This window comes from Saccharopolyspora sp. NPDC050389, assembly GCF_040655595.1.
Classification (GTDB): domain Bacteria; phylum Actinomycetota; class Actinomycetes; order Mycobacteriales; family Pseudonocardiaceae; genus Saccharopolyspora.
In genome coordinates this window covers 122,634-145,992 of the sequence record NZ_JBFAKG010000014.1, presented here as the reverse complement: position 1 = coordinate 145,992, position 23,359 = coordinate 122,634, and the positions used below count along the sequence as shown (strand labels likewise).

Annotated in this window: 19 protein-coding genes; 6 read left to right on the top strand and 13 right to left on the bottom strand. The window is 67.1% G+C overall.

Annotated features, from left to right (window positions below; all coding sequences use genetic code 11):
- Positions 1–108: 108 nt before the first annotated feature.
- Positions 109–384 (bottom strand): hypothetical protein, encoded by a 276-nt coding sequence (locus AB0I53_RS12105; protein WP_358600490.1) that lies wholly within the window; start codon positions 382–384, stop codon positions 109–111.
- 153 nt (positions 385–537) lie between these two features.
- On the bottom strand, positions 538–1,170 hold the full coding sequence (locus tag AB0I53_RS12100; protein ID WP_358600487.1) for a TetR/AcrR family transcriptional regulator C-terminal domain-containing protein: 633 nt from the start codon (positions 1,168–1,170) through the stop codon (positions 538–540).
- Between the two features lie 76 nt (positions 1,171–1,246).
- On the opposite strand from AB0I53_RS12100, the gene AB0I53_RS12095 reads away from it, so the two are divergent.
- Together AB0I53_RS12095 and AB0I53_RS12090 are read left to right on the top strand one after the other, a co-directional pair.
- Positions 1,247–2,134, top strand: a complete 888-nt coding sequence (locus AB0I53_RS12095) for an alpha/beta fold hydrolase (protein ID WP_358600484.1) — start codon at positions 1,247–1,249, stop codon at positions 2,132–2,134.
- Between the two features lie 193 nt (positions 2,135–2,327).
- Complete coding sequence (locus AB0I53_RS12090) at positions 2,328–3,725, top strand: MFS transporter (protein WP_358600481.1); 1,398 nt, start codon at positions 2,328–2,330, stop codon at positions 3,723–3,725.
- A 254-nt stretch (positions 3,726–3,979) separates the two neighbouring features.
- Here the strand turns inward: AB0I53_RS12090 and AB0I53_RS12085 are convergent, their stop codons facing one another.
- Positions 3,980–5,206, bottom strand: a complete 1,227-nt coding sequence (locus AB0I53_RS12085; protein WP_358600479.1) for a cytochrome P450 — start codon at positions 5,204–5,206, stop codon at positions 3,980–3,982.
- A gap of 274 nt (positions 5,207–5,480) precedes the next feature.
- Here AB0I53_RS12085 and AB0I53_RS12080 point away from each other — a divergent pair, with 274 nt between their 5' ends.
- Complete coding sequence (locus AB0I53_RS12080; protein WP_358600476.1) at positions 5,481–8,612, top strand: BTAD domain-containing putative transcriptional regulator; 3,132 nt, start codon at positions 5,481–5,483, stop codon at positions 8,610–8,612.
- On the opposite strand, the gene AB0I53_RS12075 is transcribed toward AB0I53_RS12080, so the two are convergent.
- The 8 genes from AB0I53_RS12075 to AB0I53_RS12040 form a co-directional block, all read right to left on the bottom strand.
- Positions 8,596–9,339: an ABC transporter permease gene (locus tag AB0I53_RS12075; RefSeq protein ID WP_358600473.1), complete on the bottom strand. Its 744-nt coding sequence runs from the start codon at positions 9,337–9,339 to the stop codon at positions 8,596–8,598. The genes AB0I53_RS12080 and AB0I53_RS12075 overlap by 17 nt on opposite strands.
- Positions 9,336–10,277, bottom strand: coding sequence for an ATP-binding cassette domain-containing protein (locus tag AB0I53_RS12070; protein ID WP_358600470.1), 942 nt, complete (start codon positions 10,275–10,277; stop codon positions 9,336–9,338). The genes AB0I53_RS12075 and AB0I53_RS12070 overlap by 4 nt, the downstream gene beginning before the upstream one ends.
- Positions 10,278–10,523: 246 nt before the next feature.
- A complete protein-coding gene (locus tag AB0I53_RS12065; RefSeq protein ID WP_358600467.1) occupies positions 10,524–12,800 on the bottom strand; it encodes a DPP IV N-terminal domain-containing protein in 2,277 nt (758 codons plus the stop codon).
- Positions 12,801–12,916: 116 nt separating this feature from the next.
- Positions 12,917–13,780 (bottom strand): DUF4097 family beta strand repeat-containing protein, encoded by an 864-nt coding sequence (locus AB0I53_RS12060; RefSeq protein WP_358600464.1) that lies wholly within the window; start codon positions 13,778–13,780, stop codon positions 12,917–12,919.
- A 513-nt stretch (positions 13,781–14,293) separates the two neighbouring features.
- Complete coding sequence (locus AB0I53_RS12055; RefSeq protein ID WP_358600461.1) at positions 14,294–14,656, bottom strand: hypothetical protein; 363 nt, start codon at positions 14,654–14,656, stop codon at positions 14,294–14,296.
- A gap of 448 nt (positions 14,657–15,104) precedes the next feature.
- Positions 15,105–15,575, bottom strand: a complete 471-nt coding sequence (locus AB0I53_RS12050; protein ID WP_358600458.1) for an NUDIX domain-containing protein — start codon at positions 15,573–15,575, stop codon at positions 15,105–15,107.
- A 10-nt stretch (positions 15,576–15,585) separates the two neighbouring features.
- The gene (locus AB0I53_RS12045; RefSeq protein ID WP_358600455.1) at positions 15,586–16,329 is read right to left on the bottom strand and encodes a DUF5919 domain-containing protein; all 744 of its coding nucleotides are present in this window, start codon (positions 16,327–16,329) and stop codon (positions 15,586–15,588) included.
- A gap of 165 nt (positions 16,330–16,494) precedes the next feature.
- Positions 16,495–16,953 carry a hypothetical protein gene (locus tag AB0I53_RS12040; protein WP_358600452.1) on the bottom strand — a complete coding sequence of 153 codons (459 nt, stop codon included), beginning with the start codon at positions 16,951–16,953 and terminating at the stop codon, positions 16,495–16,497.
- 101 nt (positions 16,954–17,054) lie between these two features.
- Between AB0I53_RS12040 and AB0I53_RS12035 the strand changes: the two genes are divergently transcribed.
- Positions 17,055–17,315 (top strand): hypothetical protein, encoded by a 261-nt coding sequence (locus AB0I53_RS12035; RefSeq protein WP_358600450.1) that lies wholly within the window; start codon positions 17,055–17,057, stop codon positions 17,313–17,315.
- A gap of 747 nt (positions 17,316–18,062) precedes the next feature.
- Here AB0I53_RS12035 and AB0I53_RS12030 read toward each other — a convergent pair.
- On the bottom strand, positions 18,063–20,153 hold the full coding sequence (locus AB0I53_RS12030) for an NACHT domain-containing protein (RefSeq protein ID WP_358600447.1): 2,091 nt from the start codon (positions 20,151–20,153) through the stop codon (positions 18,063–18,065).
- A 654-nt stretch (positions 20,154–20,807) separates the two neighbouring features.
- Here AB0I53_RS12030 and AB0I53_RS12025 point away from each other — a divergent pair.
- Positions 20,808–21,512, top strand: a complete 705-nt coding sequence (locus tag AB0I53_RS12025; RefSeq protein ID WP_358600444.1) for a hypothetical protein — start codon at positions 20,808–20,810, stop codon at positions 21,510–21,512.
- On the opposite strand, the gene AB0I53_RS12020 is transcribed toward AB0I53_RS12025, so the two are convergent.
- Positions 21,509–22,144 carry a 2'-5' RNA ligase family protein gene (locus AB0I53_RS12020; protein WP_358600441.1) on the bottom strand — a complete coding sequence of 212 codons (636 nt, stop codon included), beginning with the start codon at positions 22,142–22,144 and terminating at the stop codon, positions 21,509–21,511. The genes AB0I53_RS12025 and AB0I53_RS12020 overlap by 4 nt on opposite strands.
- Before the next feature lie 234 nt (positions 22,145–22,378).
- On the opposite strand from AB0I53_RS12020, the gene AB0I53_RS12015 reads away from it, so the two are divergent.
- The gene (locus AB0I53_RS12015) at positions 22,379–23,323 is read left to right on the top strand and encodes a hypothetical protein (RefSeq protein ID WP_358600439.1); all 945 of its coding nucleotides are present in this window, start codon (positions 22,379–22,381) and stop codon (positions 23,321–23,323) included.
- The last annotated feature ends 36 nt before the right edge of the window (positions 23,324–23,359 follow it).

The window sequence follows — 23,359 nt, the reverse complement described above, 5'->3', positions numbered from 1 at the left end:
GGTTTACGAGCTGTCTCCGGTGGGCTGTTTATTGGGCGGACTACACCCCAACACAAAGGACTCACGGCCCCGCACCTGCGGAAACTCCGCTCCGGAAGCGCCGCGGCATCAGAGATCCGGCAGCGGATCCTGCGGAAGATCTTGCGGTGACGTGATTTCCGCGTCGGCGGCGTTGACGACCGCGACGTACTCGTCGTCGATCTCGTAGTCGACGCCGTCCAGGCTGAAGTACGGCGTGGCCTGCGTGCCCACCGGGCCGAGAACGGTGTTGCGCGGAAGCCGCGCGACGACCGACTTCGGCACCTTGGTGGACCAGAAACCCGTCGACAGCACGGTGATGGCCTCGCGGCTCACGACGACGAGAACGCTGGACTGAACGCTCATCGGAATGATGGCGGGAAAGACGTACCGGATCTCGTCGCCCTCGTCAAGAAGGCGCGGATTCGCTCGCGAACGGCCCCGGAAACAGGCATACCGGAAGATTACCAACGCCGGCCCGCCGGAAGACCGCCTTCGCCCGGCAGCGCACACGCGACCCTATGCCTTGAGTCCCGCCAGGACTATCTGCAGCCCAGCGCGGAATTCGGCCTCGGGTTCGCTCTCGACGGCGGCGCGCGCGATCTCGATCAGCTTCGGAAAGCGTTCCGGCGGCAGGGTTTCGATCCGATCGGTGATCGCCGAGAGGTCCTCGTCGCGCGCCGCGGACAGCGGGCCGACGAGTTCGGCCTGCGCGAAACCCGTGATGAATCCGGACACCGCGCGGAACGCCACGAGGAGCTCGGCCCCGGAGCGGCCGCCGCGCGCGAGCGCCTGCAACAGCGCCTCAGCCGGCGCGAGGGTGGCCACGTCGAGGCTGCGCCGGGTGAGGATCAGCGGGATGGCGTGCGGGTGAGCGCGCACGGCGCGCCACATCCCCTCCGCGACCGCGAGCACCTCGTCCGCCCAGTCGCCGGGAGCTTCGGCGGGCCAGCTCGCCTGGGCCATCACGGCCTCGGTGACCAGCTGCTCCAGTCCCTCGCGCCCGTCGACGTAGTTGTAGATCGTCATCGGGCCGGTGCCCAGCGCCGTCGCGAGGCTGCGCATGGTCAGGCCGGCCAGCCCCTGCTCGTCGACCAGCGCCAGGGCGGCGGACTGCAGTTGTTCCCGCGCGAACTTCCTGGGTGCGGGCATGCTTCTCCTTGATTAAGTACGTCGTACGTGTTTAACTCGGCGCCGTTCACGTACAACGTACCTAAAGCGAGGCGCGATGACGATCCGCACGACCTTCCCCTCCGGCGACGATCGGTGCGCGGCGTGGCTGACACTGCCGGCCGGCCCGGGACCGCACCCGGTCGTCGTGCTGGTGCACGGCGGCGGGGCAACGCACGAGATGATGCTCGGCCAGTACGAGAAGTGGTTCTCCGACGCGGGTCTGGCCGTGGTGGCGTTCGACTTCCGCCACCTCGGCGAGTCGGGCGGCCTGCCGCGCCAGCTGGTGAGCCAGCGCCGGTACGCCACCGACGTCGACTCCGCTCTCGCGTTCGCCCGTTCCCGCCCCGAGCTCGATCCCGAGCGGATGGCGCTGTGGGGAACGTCCTTCGGCGCGAGCCACGTGGTCGCTGCGGCCGCTCGTCATCCCGAGCTCGCCGCCGCGGTCGTGCAATGCCCGGTGCTCAGCGGGCGCGCGGTCGTCTCCCGGGCGGGAGTGCGGCACCTCGCCCGGTTCACCGCGCCGATCGTCTCCGACCTGGTGCGCACCGCGCTGCGTCTTCCCCGGCGGTACGTGCAGCTCGTTGGCCGGCCCGGCGAGCTGGCGTTCGTCAACCAGCCCGGGGCGCTGGAGGGCTGGCAGTCGGTCACGCCGCCCGGCTACCGGTTCGACAACCGGATCACCGCCAGCTCGGGGCTGGACATGCTGTTCTACAACGCGGCAGCTCAAGCCGCGCGCGTGCGTTGCCCGCTGCTGGTGTGCGCGTGCGACCGCGAGAACCTCATCGATCCGGCGATCGCGACGGAGGTCGCCGCCACCGCACCCCGCGCGGTCCTCAAGCACTACGACGCCGACCACTTCACGATCTACCACCCACCGGCCGTCGGACAGGCCGTCGCTGATCAGATCGACTTCCTGACCACGCACCTCAAACCGACGGCGTAAAAAGCGTTGTGGCACGCGCTCATCGCGGTGCTAGCCTGCGCAGCATGTCTGGCGCTTCTGCCGCGGCCGCTGCCGCTGTCACGAGGACGCTCCGCTAGCGGCGGTGCTCTCCTAACGCTCCGCCGCTCCACGTCTTGGACCGGAGCGGCCTCTTCGTGCTGCTCAGATTCCTTTCGGATATCGGAGCACCCTCTTGACCTCAGACATTTCCAATCCACGCCGGGCTGACATCCGGGCGTGGTCCGTTCTCTGCTGCCTCGCCACGCTGCAGTTCCTCATCGCCATCGACGTGACCGTGGTGAACGTGGCGCTGCCGTCGATCGGGGCGGGCTTGCGCGTGAGCGCCCGCGAGCTGACCTGGGTCGTCGTCGCGTACACGATCACCGGCGGCGGACTGCTGATGCTCGGCGGGCGCCTCGGCGATGTGCTCGGCCGACGACGCGTCCTGATCGCGGGGACCGCGCTCTTCGGTGCCGCCTCGTTGCTCGCCGGCCTCGCGCCGTCGTTCCCGTTGCTGGTGGTGGCACGGCTTCTGCAGGGCGTCGGCGAGGCGCTCGCGCTGCCGGCGGCGATGGCGACGATCGTCCTGCTGTTCCCCGAAGGCCCCCGCCGCTCGCGCGCGCTGAGCGTGTGGGCGGCCGTGGCGAGCACCGGTCTCGTGGTGGGATTCGTGCTCTCGGGGATCATCACGGAGCTTTACGGTTGGCGGTGGATCTTCCTCGTCAGCGTTCCGTTCGTCGTGCTGGTGATCATCGGCGCCATCGCGCTCGTCCCCGCGGACAGTGCCGTTGCACGCGTTCCGCTCGACCTGCCGGGTTCGCTGCTGCTGACGCTCACGCCGCTGCTGTTCGCGTTCGGCGTCATCGAGGCGGGCGAGGGCGGCACGACTCCGTGGATCACGGCCGTCGCACTCATCGCGTCTGTGGTGTGCGGAACGCTTTTCGTCGTGGTGGAAAGACGATCAGCGGCGCCGCTGATCCCGCTGACGTTCTTCCGCAACAAGACGCGGGTAATGGCCAACCTCGCCACGGCACTCCTCAGCGCGGCGCTGTCGACGTCGTTCCTGCTGTTCACCTTCCACCTCCAGCAACGCGCCCTCCTCACCCCGCTCGCGGCGGGGCTGACGCTCCTCCCGCTGGCCATCTCGCTCGTCGCGGCTGCGACGTTCGTGCCGCGACTGCTGGAGCGCTGGGGCGCCAGGGCATGCGCGGGAGCCGGGATCGCCTTGACCGCAGCAGGAATGGCGGCGATCGCGATCCCGTCGTCCGGCGGAGCGGGCGCAGCGGCGACGGTCCCAGCGATGGTGCTGATCGCGGCGGGCATGGGATTCGGCCTGGTCGGACTGCAATACGCGGCGGTCACGGGCGTGACCGAAGAAGATGCGGGAGTGGCATCGGGCGTCCAGCGAGCGGCGGACCAACTCGGCGGCTCAACGGGAATCGCCCTCTACATCAGCATCGCCTTCGCCCCAACCCTGGCAACGAACATCGATCCCTTCGTCACCGCAAGCGCACTCGCCGTCGCAGGACTGGCAGCGGCATGGCTGATCACCCGGCGAATCCCGATGCCGGCACCGGAGAAGAAAGCGTAAGTCGGCTGAAGCCCCCACGCCAACAAGCGTGAAAACCACCTGAAGAAAGCGGTCAGGGCCGATGCAAACCCGCACCGGCCCTGACCGGACCACCCCCAGCGGACGTTCACTACGTCCAGCCCCCAGTGAGAGGAACCCACCGCATCGTGGGCGGTTTGGGGTCTCGTCCCCAGATTCATAACGCGAGAGAGTCCTGCCGACGCAGACCGGACAAGATAGGCCCTGAAGGCGCCTTCCCGCACAGGTGTCGCGGTTTACCGGGCCGTTTCCGTCCAGGTGACCGGCAGTTCGTGGACGCCGTAGATGTTCATGTCGGTCTTGAGCTTCACCTGGTCGGTGGGGATGGCGAGCTCGAGGGCCGGGAAGCGACGCAGCAGTCCGTCGAACCCGACGCGCATCTCGATGCGGGCCAGTTGCTGGCCGAGGCATTGGTGGATGCCGTGGCCGAAGGACAGGTGACCGCGGGCCTTGCGGTGGATGTCCAGGGTGTCGGGATTGTCGAAGCGCTGGGGGTCGCGGTTGGCGGCCAGCAGCGAGACGACGACGGTCGAACCCTCGGGGATCGTTTCACCGCCGAGTTCGATGTCCTCCGCGGCGTAGCGGTAGAAGATGTCGGCGACGGACAGGTAGCGCATGAGTTCCTCGACGGCATCCGGGAGCAGTTCCGGGTTGGCGCGCAGTTCGGCCAACTGCTCGGGGTGCTCCAGGAGCGCGAAGGTGCCCAGTGCCAGCATGTTGGCGGTGGTCTCGTGGCCCGCAAGCAGCAGCAGGAAGGCTGCGCCGGTCAGCTCCTCGATGGTGAGGTCGTCGTGGCGGGCCAGGTCGGACAGGATGTCGTCGCCGGGTTCGGCGCGTTTGCGCGTGACCAGTTCGGCGAGGTACGCGTTCATGGCGCCGATCGCGGCCATCTTCTCTTCGAGCGACTGGTCCTTGACCATGAACTGGGAGGAGTTGGCCTGGAAGGTCTCCCGGTCCTCGTAGGGCACACCGAGCAGTTCGCAGATCACCAGCGAGGGCACCGGCAGCGCGAACTCCTTGACCAGGTCGACCGGCGGGGCGAGGCGCGCCAGCTCGTCCAGCTGCCGCTCGGTGACGCCGATGATCTGCTCTTCGAGCATCTTCATGCGTTTGACGGTGAAGGCGCCGGTGAGCTTGCGCCGCAGCCGGGTGTGGTCCGGCGGGTCCATGGCGACGAACAAGCCCGGCATCTGTGGGGAAGGTTCGGTGGCGACGGGCATGCCGGGAGTCTCGTACGGCACGTGGAGAACGCCGATGTCCTGGCGGGAGCTGAACCGGGTGTCGGCCAGGAGCTGGCGGACCGCCTCATAGCCGGTGACGAGCCAGCCCTCGTGCCCGTCGGGGAAGACCATGGGACTGACCGGGCGAGCCTCGCGCAGCCGGGTGATGTAGCGGGGCGGGTCGAAGGGGCCCGCATCGCGGTCCGAGGGGAGGCTGTGCGGGATGGGATCCGTCTGAGTCACCGGTTTTCCTTTCGTGGCGATTGTTGTTGCCACAGTCGCCGACGGACCTGACATACGCCTGACACGGCTCTGACACCGACCATGCCGGAAGCTTGGTCGGCCGCCACGGCGGCAGCGCAACGTCGTCGAACGCTGCTTCAACCGGCACGAGCAATGGCGCGACATGGCAACCCGTTACGCCGAACGCGCAGCACCTACCGCTATCACCCCGGCAACCTCCTGCGCCGCGTCAGCAGCCGGAGGTCTGCCGGTCGCCCATGGCAAAATCAGCCAGATGCAGATCAGGATGCTTGGATCATTCGAGGTTCACACGGATGACGGCGTCCTAGCCGACGTGCCGGGCGCCCGGTTGCGTGGACTGCTGATCGCCCTCGCCCTCGAACCAGGTCACGTGGTCTCGAAGGCGGCGCTCGTCGATTGGATTTGGGGTGAGCGCCCGCCCGCCGACGCGGCGAATGCCTTGCAACGCTTGGTTTCCCGGCTGCGGAAGGCGCTGCCGGAAGGGTCGGTCGAGGGGCAGACGAGCGGCTACCGGTTGAGCGTGGAACCCGACGCTGTCGACGCAGTGCGGTTCGAACGCCTCGTCGGCCAGGCCCGCAATGACGAGAATCCGCGGCGGCTGCGCGAGGCCCTCGCACTGTGGCGCGGTGCGGCCATGCAGGACGTCGGATTGGCCGATAGCGCGGCGTTCGACGCGGCGGTCACCCGGCTCGAGGGGCTACGCCTGACGGCCATGGAGGACCGGTTCGATGCGGAGATCAGCCTCGGCCACGGCGCGGAGCTGGTCACGGAACTGACCGACCTGGTGGTCGCGCATCCGGTGCGGGAACGGCTTGTCGCCGCGTTGATGCGTGCCCTCGTCGCGACCGGTCGCGACACCGAGGCGCTGCTCGTGTACGAGCGCACGAGGGAAACCCTGGCCGACGAGCTGGGCGTCGACCCCTCACCGGAGCTGTCCGCATTGCACGTCGCGCTGCTGCGGGGCGAGTTGGGACGGCGGGAGGAGCAACGGAAGACCAACTTGCGTGCGGAGCTGACCAGCTTCGTCGGCAAGGACGCCGATGTCGCCGCGGTCCGCGAACTCAGCACCGAACACCGGCTCACCACCCTGATCGGGCCGGGCGGCTCGGGGAAGACCAGGCTGGCCGCGGAAACCGCGCGCACGCTGCTCGGCGACCTGCCGGACGGGGCCTGGCTGGTCGAACTCGCGGCCATCGGCGCCGACGGTGACGTGGCGCAAGCGACGCTCGCCGCGCTCAAACTGCGGGATGCGCTGCTCGGCGATGCACCGGACGCGGAGCCGACGGATCGGGTCGTCGCCGCGCTCCGCGAGCGGGAGATGTTGCTGGTCCTGGACAACTGCGAGCACGTGATCGAGTCCGCCGCGGCATTCGCCCATCGAGTGCTCGGAGAGTGCCGGCGGCTGCGGATCCTCGCGACGAGCAGGGAATCCCTCGGCATCACCGGTGAGGCGCTGTGGCAAGTCGCGCCGTTGGTGCTCCCCGCGGAAGACGCCGACCCCGGGGAGATCGAGTCCGCTCCGGCCATCCGGCTGCTGCGGGACCGAGCCGGCGCGGTGCGCAAGGACCTGGCGATCGACGCCCGCACGATGTCGACCATGGCGCGCATTTGCCAGGCGCTGGACGGGATGCCGCTGGCGATCGAGCTCGCCGCGGCCAGGTTGCGCACCATGTCCCTCGATCAGCTCGCCAATCGGCTCGACGACCGGTTCCGCCTGCTGACCGGCGGCAGCCGGACCGCGCTGCCCCGGCACCGGACGCTGCGAGCGGTGATCGACTGGAGCTGGGAGCTGCTCACCGACGCCGAACGATTGGTCCTGTGCAGGCTCTCGGTGTTCGCCGGTGGCGCGAGTCTGGAAGCGGCCGAGCAGGTCTGCGCCGGCAATGCGGTCGAGCCTGGTGAGGTGCTCGAGCTGCTGACCGCGCTGACCGAGAAGTCGCTGGTGGTGACCGAGGGCGACCGGGCGACGCGCTACCGGATGCTCGGCACGATCAAGGAGTACGCCGAGCAGCGCCTCGCGGAGGCGGGGGAATCGGATCTGACGCGCCGTGCGCATCTCGCTTACTTCACCGAATTCACCGGAATCGCGGAGCCGCACCTTCGCCGCTCCGAGCAATTGGAATGGCTTGCCGCGCTCGAGGCCGAGCACGACAACATCATCGCCGCGATGCGCGGTGCGCTCACCGCCGGCGAGGCGGACGGGGCGATGCGGCTCGCCGCTACCGCCGGCTGGTACTGGTGGCTCGGCGGGCACAAGGTCGAGGGCAACGAGCTGATCATGGCGGCGATCGCCATGCCTGGCGAGGTGGCCGATGAGATCCGGGTCATCGTGTACGCGCTTGCCACGGGGTTCATGACCTCCGGGCGGGAGAGCGACCAGTTCCAGGCGGCGGAGTGGATCCACGAGGTGTACGAGATCAGCCGACGCGTCCAGATCAATCACCCGGCAGTAGGGCTCGTCGCCGCGCTGGAACGCCTGGTGCAAACGCCGGACGCGTACGTTCCCGCGTGGGAACCGCTGCTCACCGACGAGGATCCCTGGGCACGCGCTCTTGCCCGGCTGCAGCTGGGCAAGATGCGGATCATGCTCGGCCACGGCGATCGGGATGCGGATGCTCATCTCGAGACGGCGCTCACCGAGTTTCGCGCGCTGGGCGAACGGTGGGGGACTTCGTTCGCCTTGACCGAGCTGGCGGATCGAATCGCGGTGCGCGGCGAGTTCGCCACTGCGTGCACGTACTACGAGCAGGCGATCGCGGTCGTCACCGAGGTCGGCGCCGCCGAGGATGTGGTGCCGATGCGGTCGCGGCAGGCCCAGCTGTACTGGCTGGCGGGGAACGAGGAGTCGAGCGCGGCTGCCATGGCAGAGGCACAGCGGTCCGCGGAACGGGTCGCCTGGCCGGGGGCGCTGACCGAGCTGGCCCTGTCGAAGGCGCAGTTCGCCCGCTGGAGCGGCGACGCCGAGCAGGCGCACCGGCAACTCGACGTCGCGACGGCGATGCTGGGTGATAACGCCGAGCGGGCGAACATCCGCGCGATGAGACACGACCTGCTCGGTTACCTCGCCGAGGATCTCGACGAGGCCCGCGAACACCGCGCCGCAGCCGTCCAGGCGGCGTCCGAGGCGGGGAACCCACTCGGGATCGCGCAGGTGATCGTGGGGATCGCGGACCTGGCGCTGCGTCAGGAAGAGCACGAGCAGGCCGCGCGCCTGCTCGCGGCGAGCGCCGGCGTGCGCGGTCTGCCGGATCGTTCCCAACCGGATGTGGGCCGGATCGAGCAGGCCGCGCGAAGTCGCCTCGGTGACGCGCGGTTCACCGAGGCGACGCAGGAGGGGGCGCAGGCGAGCTGGCGCGAGTTGGTCGCGGTCACGCTCGCTTGTTGAACGTGGCGGACGCCCACAGGTACCCGACGAGAGCGATCCCGACGCACCAGGCGAGGGCGGCGATCATGTCGCCGGTGGCCGGCGCGCCGTCGAGCAGCCCGCGCAGGGTTTCGATGATCGGCGTGAAGGGCTGGTACTCCGCGAATTCCCGGAGACCGGGCCCCATCTTCTCCGCCGGCACGATCGCGCTGCTGAAGAACGGGAGCATGACCAGCGGCACCGACGCCAGACCCGCCGTTTCCGGGGACTTCGCCGCCAATCCCAAGGCGACCGTGAGCCAGCCGGTCGCGAAACCGAGCAGCGCGACGACACCGACCACGCCGAGCCAGTCGAGGAGGCTCGCCGACGGGCTGAATCCCAGCAGGAAGGCGACTCCGATGATCGCCGCGATGGCGACCAGGTTGGTCAGCAGGCTGGCGATGACGTGACCGGTCAGCACCGCACCGCGGGGGACGTCCATGACCTTGAAGCGGTTGATGATGCCCTTGGTCATGTCGGAGTTCACCGACGTCGCCACGGACCCCAGTCCGTAGCTGACTGCCAGCAGGAGCATGCCCGGCGTCGCGTAGTCGACGTAGTCGACACCGACGCTGAAAGCGTCACCGAGCATGTACACGAACATCAGCATGACCACGACCGGCATCAGGACCGCGTTGAACACCGAGGTCGGATTCCGGGCGATGTGCTTGAAGTTGCGGCGCAACATCACCATCGAGTGGGACTTCATTTCGCGACCACCTCCGTGGTGTGGCCCGTGAGGGCGAGGAAAACGTCATCGAGGTCCGGCGTGTGCACGGTGAAGGCTTCGGCGTTGAGCGAGTGCTCGTCGAGCCTGCCCAGCAGGGCCCGCAACGACTTCGTCCCGCCGTCGCTGGGAACCCGCAGGGTCAGTGCCTCGTCGTCCCGCGTGGAGCCGGCGATGATCCGCGCGGCCGCGTCGAGTTCGGCGACGGTGGTGAACCGGAGCCGGACGTGCGTCCCGGGAATCTGGCGCTTGAGGTCGTCGGGAGTGCCCTGGGCGACGAGGCGGCCCTGGTCGAGCACCGCGATCCGGTCGGCGAGCTGGTCGGCTTCCTCGAGGTACTGGGTGGTGAGGAAGATGGTCACTCCATCGCCCACCAGATCGCGGATGATCGACCACATCGTGCGACGGCTGCGCGGATCCAGACCCGTCGTCGGCTCGTCCAGGAAGATGATCCGCGGGTTGCCGACGAGCGTCATCGCCAGGTCGAGCTTCCGGCGCATGCCCCCGGAATAGGTCGACGCGGGCTTCTGCGCCGACTCGACCAGGTCGAAGCGTTCCAGCAGCTCTGCGACGATCCGCTTGCCGTTGCCGGAGGACGCCCGGTTCAGGTCCACCATCAGCTGCAGGTTCTCCTGCCCCGTCAGCAGCTCGTCCACCGCCGCGAACTGGCCGGTGACCCCGATCGCCGCGCGCACCGCCTTGGCCTCGGTCGCGACGTCGTGCCCGGCCACGCGGACCGTCCCGCCGTCGGCCTTCGCCAACGTGGTCAGCACGTTCACCGTCGTGGTCTTGCCGGCCCCGTTCGGTCCGAGCAGGGAGAAAACCGTACCCGCAGGGACGTTCAGATCGATGCCATCAAGCACGATTTTGTCTTGGTAGGCCTTCCGCAGCCCGGAAGCCACAATCGCCGAATTCGTCATGCGATCACTGTCATCGGCCGGCCTGACACCGACCTGCCGTCGAGCTGACACGACTCCTGACACGGCGTGCGCAGCCCGCTGACGACTGCCTGATCGGCCGGAGCCCACCGACCGCGAAGGCTACGACCACGCACAACGGGCCGAGCAGGCAATCTGCCTGCTCGGCCCGGAAGACCCGCGCCGCAGATGCACGGCCTGTCGCCGCGATCGCTGGTGGGGATCGGGTTTTCGTCTTCGGTGTGTCGCTCAGGCGAACAGCTCGCCGAGCAACTCGGGGTCGATGGGGATGGGGGCGGGGCGGTAGGCGGGCGGCTGCGTGCCCAGCAGCTCGCGCACCAGGAAGTCCCAGCCGCGCGTGCGGACGTATTGCAGGCAGTCGATGAACAGGTGCTCGGCCCCGGGCACGATGAGCAGCTCGAAGTCCTTGCCGGCGGCGATGAGCCGGTCGGCCAGCCGCAGCGTGTGGTCCGGGTGGACTTGGTCGTCCATCTCGCCGTGGATGAGCAGCAGCTTGCCCGCCAACCGGTCGGCGATGTCCACATTGGATGATCGAGCCCATGCCCCGGGATTGTCCGCGCCGTCGTAGGCCTCCGCGAAGCCCGACATGAAGTAGCGGGCGTCGTGCGAGCCGGCGAGGGCGACTCCGGCCTTGTAGACCTCGGGGAAGTCCAGCATTGCCCGCACGGTGGCGAACCCGCCTCCAGAGTGGCCGAACGCGCCCACCCGGCCCAGGTCCATCCACGGCCGGGTCTCGGCCAGCTGTCGCAGAGCCGCGACGTGGTCGGCCAGGCAGCCCGCGTCGGCCAAGTGGCCGTAGGAGGCGTCGTGGAAGGATTTGCTCCGCCCTGGGGTTCCTCGCCCGTCCACCGCGACCACCACGAAGCCCAGCGCCGCAATGGGTTCCGCGTCGAGGCCCATCCCGCCGGGGTCGAAGCACGGGTCGACCCGGGTGACGTGCGGGCCGGGGTAGACGCTGTCCACCACCGGGTAGCGCTGGGCGGGGTCGAACCCCCTCGGCCGGTACAGCACGCCGTAGATGTCCGTCACCCCGTCGGCCGCCTTGACGCGGAACCGTTCCGGCGGGGTCCAGCCGATGGCGGTGAGCTTGCTGATGTCGGCGCGCTCCAGCTCGACCAGCACCCGACCGGCCCAGTCGCGGACGCGGGACACCGGCGGAGTGTCTACAGTGGACTCGGAGTCGATGAAGTAGGCCATGGTGTCCGGCACCGTGACGATGTGGTCCAGCTCGTCGTCGGTGACCTTGGCGAAGCCGGTGCCGTCCAGGTTGGCCCGGCACACCGTGCGCCGGTACGGGTCCTCCTCGACCAGCCCGGAGGCCGTGAAGTACACCACCCGCTCGGCCTCGTCGACGTGCAGGATCTGCCGCACCGCCCACTGCCCGCAGGTGACCTGCCCGAGCAGCGCGCCGGTGCGCAGGTCGTACCGGTACAGGTGGCCCCAGCCGTCCCGCTGCGAATACCACAGCACCTCGTCGGCCAGCACCCGCACGATCGGCGCCCCGGTCATCCACTGGTTGGGCTCCACACGGGTGGCCCCGGTCTCGCTGAGCACGGTGGTGACCTCGCCGGTGGCCGGGTCCAGCCGGTGCAGGGTGAGCGTGCGCAGGTCGCGGGGCTGGCTGAGGTAGTACACCGCCGAGCTGTCCTCCGCCCACCACGCCCACTCGACCATGATCGGCGACAGCTGTGACATGAGCAGCGGCTCGGCCTGCGCGCGGACCACCGTGCCCTCGGCGACGTCCAGCACGACCAGCTCGGCCTGCGGCAATTCCTCGTCCCCGGCGTAGGCGTACCGCTGGGTGCGCAGCACCGGGGCGCCGCCGTCGGCGGGCCTGGCCTCCACCAGGTGGGTCTGCCGGACGCCGCGCTCATCGGTCCGATGCGCCAGCACGCGCGTCGAGTCGGGCGACCAGGCCACGACCGGCGGCAGGTGCGGCAGGCCGAACTTGCGCAGCAGGGTGGGGTTGCTCGTGCAGTCCGGGCCGGAGCCGTACTGGTAGGCGGGCTCGCCGTCGGTGGTCAGCGCCCACTCGCGGCCGTCGGAAAGGGAGCGCGCCCACAGGTCGTGCCCCCGCCGGGACACCGCGGTCTTCTTGTCGGGCGACGGCACCTCCAGCGGGTTGCCCGGCGGCGTGCCCTCGGCCCGGTCGCAGGCGTAGCTGTCCAGACTGCAGCGCCAATGCTCACCGAACGCGTCGAACTCCACGGCGTTCCCGCTCGGCTCGATGGCCCTGAACGGCAACGCCTCGGGGTCGACCGGCTGCCCGGAGGCCGCGGCCAGCGCGGCGGCGAGCCGGGCGTGGTCGAAGGCCGGCTCGCGGGTGCCCGCCGCCGGGTCGACCAGCACGAACCGCTTGCCGGCTCCATTGCTCACCCCGTACCAGAAACGGGCTCCTCCGTCGATCCACTGCGGCCTGATCTTGTCGCCGACGACGAGCTCGCCAGGGCAGGCGGGTCGGCGCAGGAGTTGCTCCGCGGCCTGGTAGTCCTGAGTGGTGGTCATCTGTTCTGTCCTTTTGGGGTGTCGATTTCGGGCATGGCGATGCCACGGCGGTGCCATCACGGCAGGGGACGCAGGGGCGCGAGGGCGCAGGCCGTCTTGCGAGCGGGTGAGGCGTGTCAGGCGCGGCGGACGATGATGTCGCCGCCGTGGCTGCGGGCGCGCACCTTGACGGTTCGGTCGGACTGCTCGGAGGCCGCCAGGTCGTTGCGCACCCGGCCGACCGAGGTGTGCGCGTCCAATCGGACAGCGGTGCTCTGGGGGACGCCGACCTCCACCACGCCGGTGGGGGTGTACAGGTCGACCGCGCCGCTGCCGAGCTCGCCGACGCGGATGTCGCCGCTGGCGGTCTTGGCGTCAACCGCGGCACGCGCCACGTCGACGGTGATGCCGCCGTTGGCCGAGCTGACCCGCAGGTCGCCGGCGACCTCGCCGACCCGGGTGTCGCCGCCGATGTTCTTGACCACCGCGCCGCCACCGACCTGGCGGAGCCGGATGTCCCCGTTCCCGCTGACGTCGGCCTGGCCGGTCACGCGGTCCACGCTGATCTTGCCGGCGGTGGTCTTCAGCCGCGCGCCGGTGGCCTGCTCGACCCGGATGTCCCCGGTGGGGGTCTTCAGCCGGCACGAGCCGACCGCGCCCTCGACGAGGTACCCGCCGTTCGCGGTGTCACCCCGCACGTCCGACCCGGTCGGCAGCTCGACCAGCACCTCCACCGCGCCGTACTTGGTGGTCCACAGGTTGCGCATCTTCGGCTGCTTGACCAGCAGCTTCCCGTTGGCGAACTCGATGTCGGTCTGTTCGGCGGCCTTGACGTCGAGCTCCCAGGACGGGTCGACCGGGCGAACCTCGACCACGGTGTCGGCGCGGTCGCTGGCGACGAACCGGATGTCCCCGAAGGTGATGTCAACGGTCGCGGAGATCGGGCGAGGGGTGTCGAAGGTCTGCATGGCGGTGGCCTCCTGAGGAGTCGCGGATGTCATGGCAACCACGATCGCCAGCCGTCCTGACACCGGACGGTCACGGTGCTGACGTCGCCCCTGACACGACACCGCCACAAGAAAAACCCCAGTTCATGAGGCAATTCGGCCTTGATCCATCCGGCAAGGTTCGTCTTTTTCCTTCCAGACAAGGCAAACAAACCCACATCCGAGCCGAAGGCGTTGTGCGGCAAGGGCTATCACTGCTTCGACGCGGGCGGGCCGGAGGCCAGCCCCCTCAGTACCTCGCAACTGGCAGGGCCGCGTATTCGATCCCTGCCGCTGAGATCTCCTGGGCCAGCTCGTCTCGTCGACCTCGGAGCCGTCGAATTCGCCGCCTACGTCGGTGCAAGACTGAGGTGAGCCGACTGTGGAACACCCGCAATGCCGTTTCGGTCAGCGTGGCCCGCACCGTGACTGCCGCACTGGTATGCGGCAGCCACGGTGCCGAGGCCGGCCGGGGGTGTCGTGGCGGTCAGGAACAATCAAGCCGCCTGTTCCCGGATCCGGCCGCGGTCAGCCGACGGGGGTTGAAGTGCAGGCGTTGCCGTTCTTGCCGCCATATTTGGTGAAGGAGCCGTTGGCGTTCCTCCCCCAGAAGGTCACGCAGAGCAGCGAGCCGCGCGGGAAGCTCGCGTTGATCTTGAAGGTGTGGTCCTGTTCCCGGTTGGTGGGACCGGTCACCTTGTAAGTGCCCGGCCCGAAGATCTCGAAGAATCCGATCTCCGCTGTCACATTCGTGTTCCGCCAAGCCACGATCTCTTTGACGCTGTTGCCGGTGCCGTAGGTGGTGTTGCACAGCGTTTGCCCCATGGCGCAGGCGCCTTCCTTCGCAGTGACGCCGCTCGTGCTCGCCGCAGCCGGCGCGGCCAGCACCAACGCGGTGGCGGCGACAGCGACTCCGCCTCGCACTGCCCGTCGGGTGAATCTCATGAGCATTCCCCTTCACATGCTGCCGGTGTCCGGCCATTCCGGACCCGCCATTCACACACGCCCGACGCGGCGACACCGTTGGCCACCAACACGCACACCACCCAACGGAGTGACACGACCTGCGCCACAGCCGACTGACACACGCCGGTGAGGACGGCGCCACCGAGGCCGACCCGATGAACCTGTCCGGCCACGAAGACCGGCGCCCGCTGCAGCGCTACCTCAAGCGCAGCAAGTCAGCGATCAACCAACTGGTCGGCCAGGGTTCGATGCAGACGTCGACGGTCGTCCCGAGGGCCGCGGCCACTAGCCGCGGGCAGAGGTCACGGGTGGAACCACTTCAAGATGCCGAACCGGACCCGATCCGGCTGGCCGCGGGCCTGACTGCTGCTGATCAGCCGATATAGGGCTCAACGCGCTGCTGCAAGCCGTGCTCGATGCGGAGCCGGTTGGCCTGGCCGATGTTGAGCGCGGCGATGTCGGCGGGGGCAATCCAGTGGACCTCTTTGCTTTCGCTGCTGGTACGGGATGTTCCGCCGACGGGGCGGGCGCGGAAGCAGAGGGAGAACTCCTGGCGGACTTCTCCGTCGTCGTAGGCGATGACGTGGCCGGGGTCGGAGTAGACGCCGATCAGCCCGGTGATCGCGATGTCGATGCCGGTTTCTTCCGCCGTCTCGCGGACCGCCGCCTGCGCCACCGCCTCGCCGACGTCCTGCGCGCCGCCGGGGATGGCGTACTGGTCGTTGTCGGTTCGGCGGATCATCAGGACTCGACCCGCGTCGTCCTGGACGAAGGCAGCGACCGCCACGACGATGCTGTTGGCCACCGGAGCGCCGGGGTCGTTGTAGTAGTCGCGTTTGGGCACGTCGGCGTGTCTACCACTTCGGCGGACCAGCCACGTCCCAGACCGCTTCGAAGCTCTCCGAGTAGGTCTCGAACAGATCCCCCGCCGACAGCCGCCGCAGGTGCAGGGCCGGAGCGTGCGGGGCCTGGAAGCCGTAGACGTGCGGGTTGACGATCATGTTGTCGTCGTAGCGGTAGATCGAGTTGTACAGCGTGGTCCCGTGGCAACGGATCTCTATCCCGTCGACGCCGGACACCGGTTTGAAGAACGCGAGGGTATGGCGGATCTTCGCCGAGACGGTGCTCTTACCGATGTTCTCCTCGGTGCTGCGGCGGGCGATCGCCGCACTCGCCGGGTCGCCGAACAGCAGCCGGACGCGAGCGCCGTCGTTGGCCTTCCGAATTAGTTTCCGCAAGATGTTGCGGTCATCGGTGAGGAACATGCCTACGTAGACAAGGATCTCGACTTCGCTGGTTGCGCGGTCGAGCAGCTGGTTCCAGAGCTCGCGGGGAACGGCGTGACGGTGTGGGTAGACCTTGATGATCTCTGAGCCGCTGACTTCCGCGCTGCGCTCTGGCCCGATGGCGTCGGGCCAGAGGTAGGTCTCGGACTCTCGCACCATCGCAGCCACTTCGTGGCGGTGCTTGCGATAGGGAGTCCTGGCCTTCGTGATCCACCGTTCGACCGTCTTGGGGTCGACCTCGGTCGCCTTGGCAACCTGTTCCGGCGTGATTCCGTTGCGCAGCAAGGCATCACGCAGCCGCTCGTTCGGCATTCCGCCCCCTGGGGACGAGTAGGGACGTCTTGGACGTTAGCAAGGACGTCCCCGGAAATCCCGCCATGTAGTGCTCGTGTCCTCAAAGTTCGCCGAAAGTCGTGGTCAGACACAGAGAACAGCTCGGCACGGAACAAGGAGGACCACGATGGCAATCCCGGACGGCTACCGGTTCCTGGTTCGAGACGCGGCGAGATAGGGAGTCGGCAGATGCGAGACATGGTGCATGTGCACGTCACGACCGAGCTCCCGATCCGATCGCGCGCATTGACTTTCGCCGACCGAGTCGAGCTCCGGTTCGGCAAAGCGTTCCCGGTTGCGTTGCTGGTCGACCGAGATGCTGTGGACAGGCTTCGGCAGGCGCTTGAGGACGGAATGGATGCGTTGGTCGCTGCCGATGAACGACCGGGGAAGGCGTGAGCTGATATGCCCATTTTTGTCACCGTGGAGCCTGATCACGGCACCCGTGCAGAGTGTCTGATCTACGCCACGGGAACGCCGATGCTGGCAATTCATGACCCGTCCGCGAGCGTGATGGTCACGATCGGGCAGGATCCCGGGGCTGCGGCACGGGCGGCGTTGTTCGCTGCGCAGTTGGTCCGTGCCGGCCAACAGTTCGAGCACGAAGCCCGGCGGTGCGCCGGGCTCCCCAACGGCATCACCGCCGCTGGCTCGCTGAGCACCGGAGAAGCCCTGGTGAGCAAGTGGCCGTGCGAGGAGCCGTCATGAGCGATCCGCTGGGACGGCCATTGCCCGCTGACTTCCTGAACGGTGTCGCGTTGCCGATCGGATCGCCAAAGCGGCTACTGATCGTGGACCACACTGGGATCGAAGCGTGTGTTTGGCCGCAGTTCAACACCGCTGATCTGCTCATCGACTGCCGGACGCCGATCGTCTACACGATGGGGAGGCGGAACCTCTTGCGGCTCCACGAAGCCATAAGCACTGCTGTCGCCGAACTCGGCGAGCAGGAAGGCAGGCGCTGATGCTGGCGAGGTTGCTGCGGCGCTGGCGCAAGAACCGCGAATGGCGCCGCATGCGACGGCGGCGAGTGCGGGTCTACCTGTAAAAGCTCGGTCGACCCACCCCCGACCCCGCTGAGCCGACCGCCGATTGGCGGGGCAGCGTTCCCCCGCCCTGCCCCGCCAATCATCCACCGACGGATCACAACATGAGGAAGAAGCAGAACGCAGACTTGGCAGAACTGCGCGCGAGCGCTGAAGACGTCCCAGTGATGTGCCCAGGGCAAAGACACCGAGGAGGCAGAGCGGGGAAAGGCGAAATGCTGCGCGCCACGCTGCTCTTCGCACAGGAGGTCGAGGCCGCGACGATCCGGTGCATCCTCGGACACACCTCGATCACGGTGACGCACGTACGTGGACGTGATCAAGACCGTGCAGCGGTCGCCGGTCGATCCGCTCGGCGGCCGGTTCGCCATCCACGACGAGCACAACCGCGAGCGACGAGCGGCGGTTGTCGTCAAAAGCGCCACGAAAATACCCTCCACCGAACTCCGGTGGAGGGTATTTTCACTGGGTGGAGCTGACGGGATTCGAACCCGTGACCCCTTGACTGCCAGACTTCGGACTTCCGCCACCTGGAAGAACTCGGCCTTCCGAAACTTGCTGACTTTTCCCCTACCTGCATTTTTCGCACCCGTTGCTGATGTTGTGACCCCGAGTGGTCCCCAAATCCCCGGGGCCAGGGTGGCCGTACCAGTGAGTGCAGCGCCCCTAGCGATGCAGCAGTCGGTCGTGCAGGCGGGCGTGGCGAAACTGGTACACCGTGCCGGACTGACGGAGGACTTGGCGTTCACACGCGTCATCGAGGAACCGCATAAGCCGCAATGGCAGGTGTCCTTGCAGGCCGAGCCACAGCCGGGCCACCACAAAATTCCACCACGCAGAATCCAGCACGAACGCAGTTCCAATTGTGATCCCGATCATGGGGAGCAACAAAAGCCCCAGCAAAGCCTCGGAATATGAATAACTCAAATTGTATTCAGGGGAAGAATTTGCCGCTTCTGCAAGAAGTCCCAACGTAAAAGATCCATAAATAGCCAACATGATCGATGCTATGCTGATCGATACCGACAACCCAACGATCCTGTCGCTTCGGAGCGATCTCTGGGGAGTTGTCACACCTAAGTCGACTACCGGGACCCATAAGCTTCGAGTGGCTCGCAGCCAAACCCGCTGGGCCAGCTCCTCGGCGGACCGCCGAACCGTCGACGACAGGATTAACAACGATGTAAGTATGCCCCATGATATAACCATTATCAGCAATGGCAGCATAATACTCACCAAGGCGACGAAATAGACTATGCCAATGAAGACCACTACAAACGCTACAAACAAGGCCGCAACTAAGACGATTCGGAATAGCACCCGCAGCACATATCTAGACACCCTCATGGTATACCGGTTCGGCTGCATGGTGATTTGATGCGGATATTTTGGCCGGCGACACCTGGCGACCGACCAGATCACCAAGCCTCCCACAAAAAACGTGAATGATTGGAACAAAAATTCAGTGTCTCTGAAGGTTGACCTGTCAGTCAATACAAGTCCAAGCAGCAGCAGCGAAAGAAGAATGAATCCGGCCAGGAAGCCGCCTGCGAGTCCGAACACGAGCCTCGGCACCGCATATTTCAGCTGCCACCAAGCAAAATCCCGCGTGTTTAGCACGTACAGGTGATGGGCGAGAAAGGTCAACCACCTGTTCGCCTTCCCAGGTTCGTACCTGGTCTTCGCGGGCTTTGGGCCTGGTTTTGGTGGCGCCTGGAAGTCTTCATACGACGAAGGTACGAGCACGCCGAGCAGAAAGTGCTCGATCGCCCACCCAGTGCGAAACCGGCGGGTGTCCAACAACTCAGCCGGGGACGATCCTGAGCGAGCGTAGATCGCCCTGGCCAGGGAGATAACTAGCGGGCTCGTGAGTGCCTCGGCCACCGGACCTCCAGCACCGTTCCTAATCTGGTCGAACACAGGTCGCCACTGGTAGGCCCGGTACGGCGGAGTGCCCGCGTGCAGGTAAGCGACAGTCGCCTGCGGCGACACGGGATCTGCATGAACGATCGCTGCTCCGCTTAAGACGTCACCGACGTGCACTGCCACCGCGTATTCCCTTGTACGGCAAGTCAAGACGAGAGGATCGTCGACCGTCAGCGACCGGTTGAGCGTGGTCAGCATCGACACCTGCTGCGCTCTCGGAATCTCGTCGAGGCCATCGAGCACCGGCATGATGCGGCGCTCTGCGACAAGGGCTTCCAATGCCTTACGCCCAAACCGACGGAGACCCGGATAGTCCTCTTCCAACCGGCGAATCAGCCAAGTGTGCAAGTGTTCTTGCTCCGGAGCCCAGGATGCGATTGACACCATGGCTGGGATGGGATCACCTGGCTCGGCGTCCTTCAACAACGCCAAGACCAGTAAGATTGCCAGCGTGGTCTTGCCGGAACCACCTTCACCGAGGACGACCAAGCGGCGCCGCGGTAACCCACGAAACGACGCCGCCAGGCTGGCCAAGTCATCAGCGCGTCCGGAGAACGAGCCTTCGATATTGATCGCGTGGTCCGCGATCGGCTCACCGATCCGCCTCCACGACACCGCGAGTGGCGCAGGATCAAGTAAGCCTCGACGCGCGGCCTCGTCGCGCCAGTGGCTGCGCACTGCACTGGACAGGTCACGCAGGGCCGAATCAAGTTGATTTGGTGCCGAGTGGTGGAAGTGGACGTCACCGTGGAGGTAGCCAGCCTGAACAACGTTGTTCGCCTTCCCGATCAGGCGATTCTGGACGTGATCGGCCTCATGCTCGTCAGTCATCGCTCATCCCGGTGCTTCGCCAAAGTGCCGTCGCTGCCCGTCGCTGTCGCGCCTGAGGGGAGCCACCAGAGCGTAAATGATCAGGTTTCTCGTAAGGGCTGGTCCAACACCCATCACCCGAAATGGGCAACCACGTCCACTAGGTATAAAGAGATCCGACCCGTGATCGTTAGCGACAACGGGACGATGGGACGATGGGACGGCTCGTCCCGGAGGCAAGGTCGAGAGCCATAGTGACGCAGATAGTCACTCAACGTGCAGCGGGGCCGATGCTCTCGCGAACATCGGCCCCGCTACCTCGAGGTGGAGCTGACGGGATTCGAACCCGTGACCCCTTGACTGCCAGGCATTTCGAAGGGGGCAGCTACCCGCGACAGGCGATCCGTTGGCCAGCACGGAACGTCCATTGTTGTCCGCCCGTGTCCGCAGCTGTCGCTACCGATTGACAGGCAATTTGACAGGCAGCAGATCCGAACGCGGTTTGCGTCGCTTCGGGTGTGGCGACAGGCTCGCGTGGCTGGCCGCAGACTCCCCCTCCGAGCCAACAACCAAAATTTAGAACTGCCGTTCGAGTGATCGCCAGCTGGGATACTGGCAGGCACGGGCTCACCGCAACGTTGAACGCAGCTCTCGGATCTTGCTTAGGGTGATCGCATGGGTGACGACTCGGATTTCACCGAGGATTTGACCGACGACATCATCGACTTGATGGTCGACGACCCGTCCGACGAAGAGTCACGTTGGTGGGCACAGCTCGACAGCATCACCGGCGGCCCTCCGCTGACGGCCGCGGCCGATTTCGCGTTGGGCATCGCGCTCAACTACGACCTGCACACACGCAGCTTGAGTACCGAGCCGGACCAGCCGATCGGGGTCAGCGTCTCGCCCACGTTCGTCACGCTGATCGCGTTGGCCCTGGTGGAGGCATTGCGGCACCGCCCGGCCGACGCATCAGGAGACTGGTTCAACGTCACCACGAATCCACAAGCCGCCCGAGCCCGCGATCTGCTGGACGATGACGATCTCGCACGGAAGGCCGCCGCATGTCGGCCTCCTGCCGGCTTCCACGTCGATCTGCACGACGTCGTGACCAGGCCTCGAGAGGAGTGTGGCACCGTGCCGGCCGACGTCGCAGCCGACCTTGACGAACTGGTGCAGCAGGACGCCTTCGGTTCCCGCTGGTTTTCGATCCGGCAGCAGGCTCGGGATGCGCTGAGCTTGTACTGCAGGTCGGTGGCCGATCCCACGCAGGCCGGCCCGCTCATGCACCTGCTCCGCAAGTGGCGGGTCCGACGGGGCTGGCTCGATCAACCAGACCTGCCGCCCCTGCGCGACCCGCGCGAGCCGGGCGTCTACTAACCCGCAGCGAGGGGCAGATCGGCGATGGAATCCCAGGTGAACCAGCCCTTCGACGGATGTTGAGTCACTGCCACCAGCCGGACCTGCCGGACCTCGATGGCGACAGGTTCGGTACGGACCTGCTGGAGCGCGCTTGTCAGCACCCCAGAGTCACCGCGGCCGATCCCATAGGCGATGGCGGTGTGCGGCCTGCCGTTTGCGCCCAGCGGTGGCAGCGTGTCGGCGCCCAGCACATCGGCCGCTTCGCGCCTCACCGCTCCAACCAGCGCCGACCACGGTTCATCCGCCGCCGGATGCACCCACAGCTCGATGGCATGCCGGGACACCTGTGGTGGCCCGATCACCAGCGAAATCGGATCGACTTGGGACACGGCTTTGCTCAGCTTCTCCGCGAGCTCTGCATGCTCGCTGGCCGATACCTCGGATCGTGTCAGCCCGAGACTCTGCACGGTGAGGTGCTGCCATTCCGGCGGCAGCAGGCCCAGCCCGTGCTCTGCGGCGAGCGGCCGGAGCGCGTCCTGATACCGCTCGACGGTCGCCCTGAGCCGTTGGTCAACGGGAGTTGCGTAGATGTGCAGGCGCTGCGGGGCCGGCCACGTCGCCATCGGATGCCGCCGGAAGAAGTTGTCCATCGTCCCATGATCGCAATCCCACGCTCGCCGTTGAGTTGTGCTCATCCGGTTCCAGCCGAGCAGAAGGATGGACTGGCCTTTCCGTCGCCGCTACGGCGTTCTGAGGCCGCGAAATCCGGCGCCCTCCGAGGGCTGAGCACGCCGTACACGGCCTGTGCGGTCGTAGCGGTCTCGTTGACCAAGCTGCTTTGTCCAACCCTGCTCCACGGATCCCAGCGATGGGAGACTGCTTCGATGAACGACGATCTCGATGCGGTAATGGGTCGCCTCGCGGCATGTCTGCAACAACTCGGCGCCCCGCTAGGCGGGGTGCCCCTTGAGTACCTCGTCAGGCACCCCAGCTACGACGCCGAGATCGTACTGATGTGGCGGGGCGGGCCGCTGGCGACCAAGGTCGCCGACACGCTGATCGCTGCTGGTCGGGACCACACCGGGATGGCTGTTGAGCAGGGCGATGCGTGGACGCCGGCCGAGGTGCGGCTTCTGGTCAACGGCGTGGCTGTACGTCTGATCGCTAAGGACCCGGTCCCGGACGAGCTGCCACGCTCGGTGGTCGAGCAAGCCGAGCGGCCAGATTGGCCGTGGCCTTGGTTCCTCCTGACGATCGAGGGGCTGGCACACGACAGCGTGTTCCGCACCATGGCAGAGGCCGACAGCGAGGTCTCGGTTGTGCAGCGTGTCGGCACCGCGGCCACGACTTCCGCGCTCTGGTCAGAAACCGGCCTGCTGGTTGCCAACGCCGACTACGAACCGCCCGCTTACGCCTCGGCGTTCCGCGCACAGCGCCACCGGCGGCTTTACAGCGTCGCGGATATCCGGCTCGTCGTCGCAAATGACTGGAACGTGGACCAGGCCGACGACTGGCTCGCCGCCGGCTCCGACCCTCGCTACGACACGAGCGTGCCCCAACTGGGGGCTGTTTTGCTGGCGGACCGCGCCGTGATGCGCCTGCGCCAAGGCCTCCGCGTCGAGGCGACCATCGTCAAGAAGAACCCGCACACCTCGATGGCGATGAGCGTCCTGCCCAGCGCCGTCTATGACCAGCTGAGCAGACGACCCGACGGGACGAAAAACCCACCGACCGAGCTGCGCGTCCGCATGATCGGCGACGCCTGGAACACGACCGAGTTCACCCTTGACTGCGACGTTGCTGCTCCGCTGAGCATCGTCGGATACTAAACGATCTCCCAATGTTCCCGCTCAGAAAGGCTGACC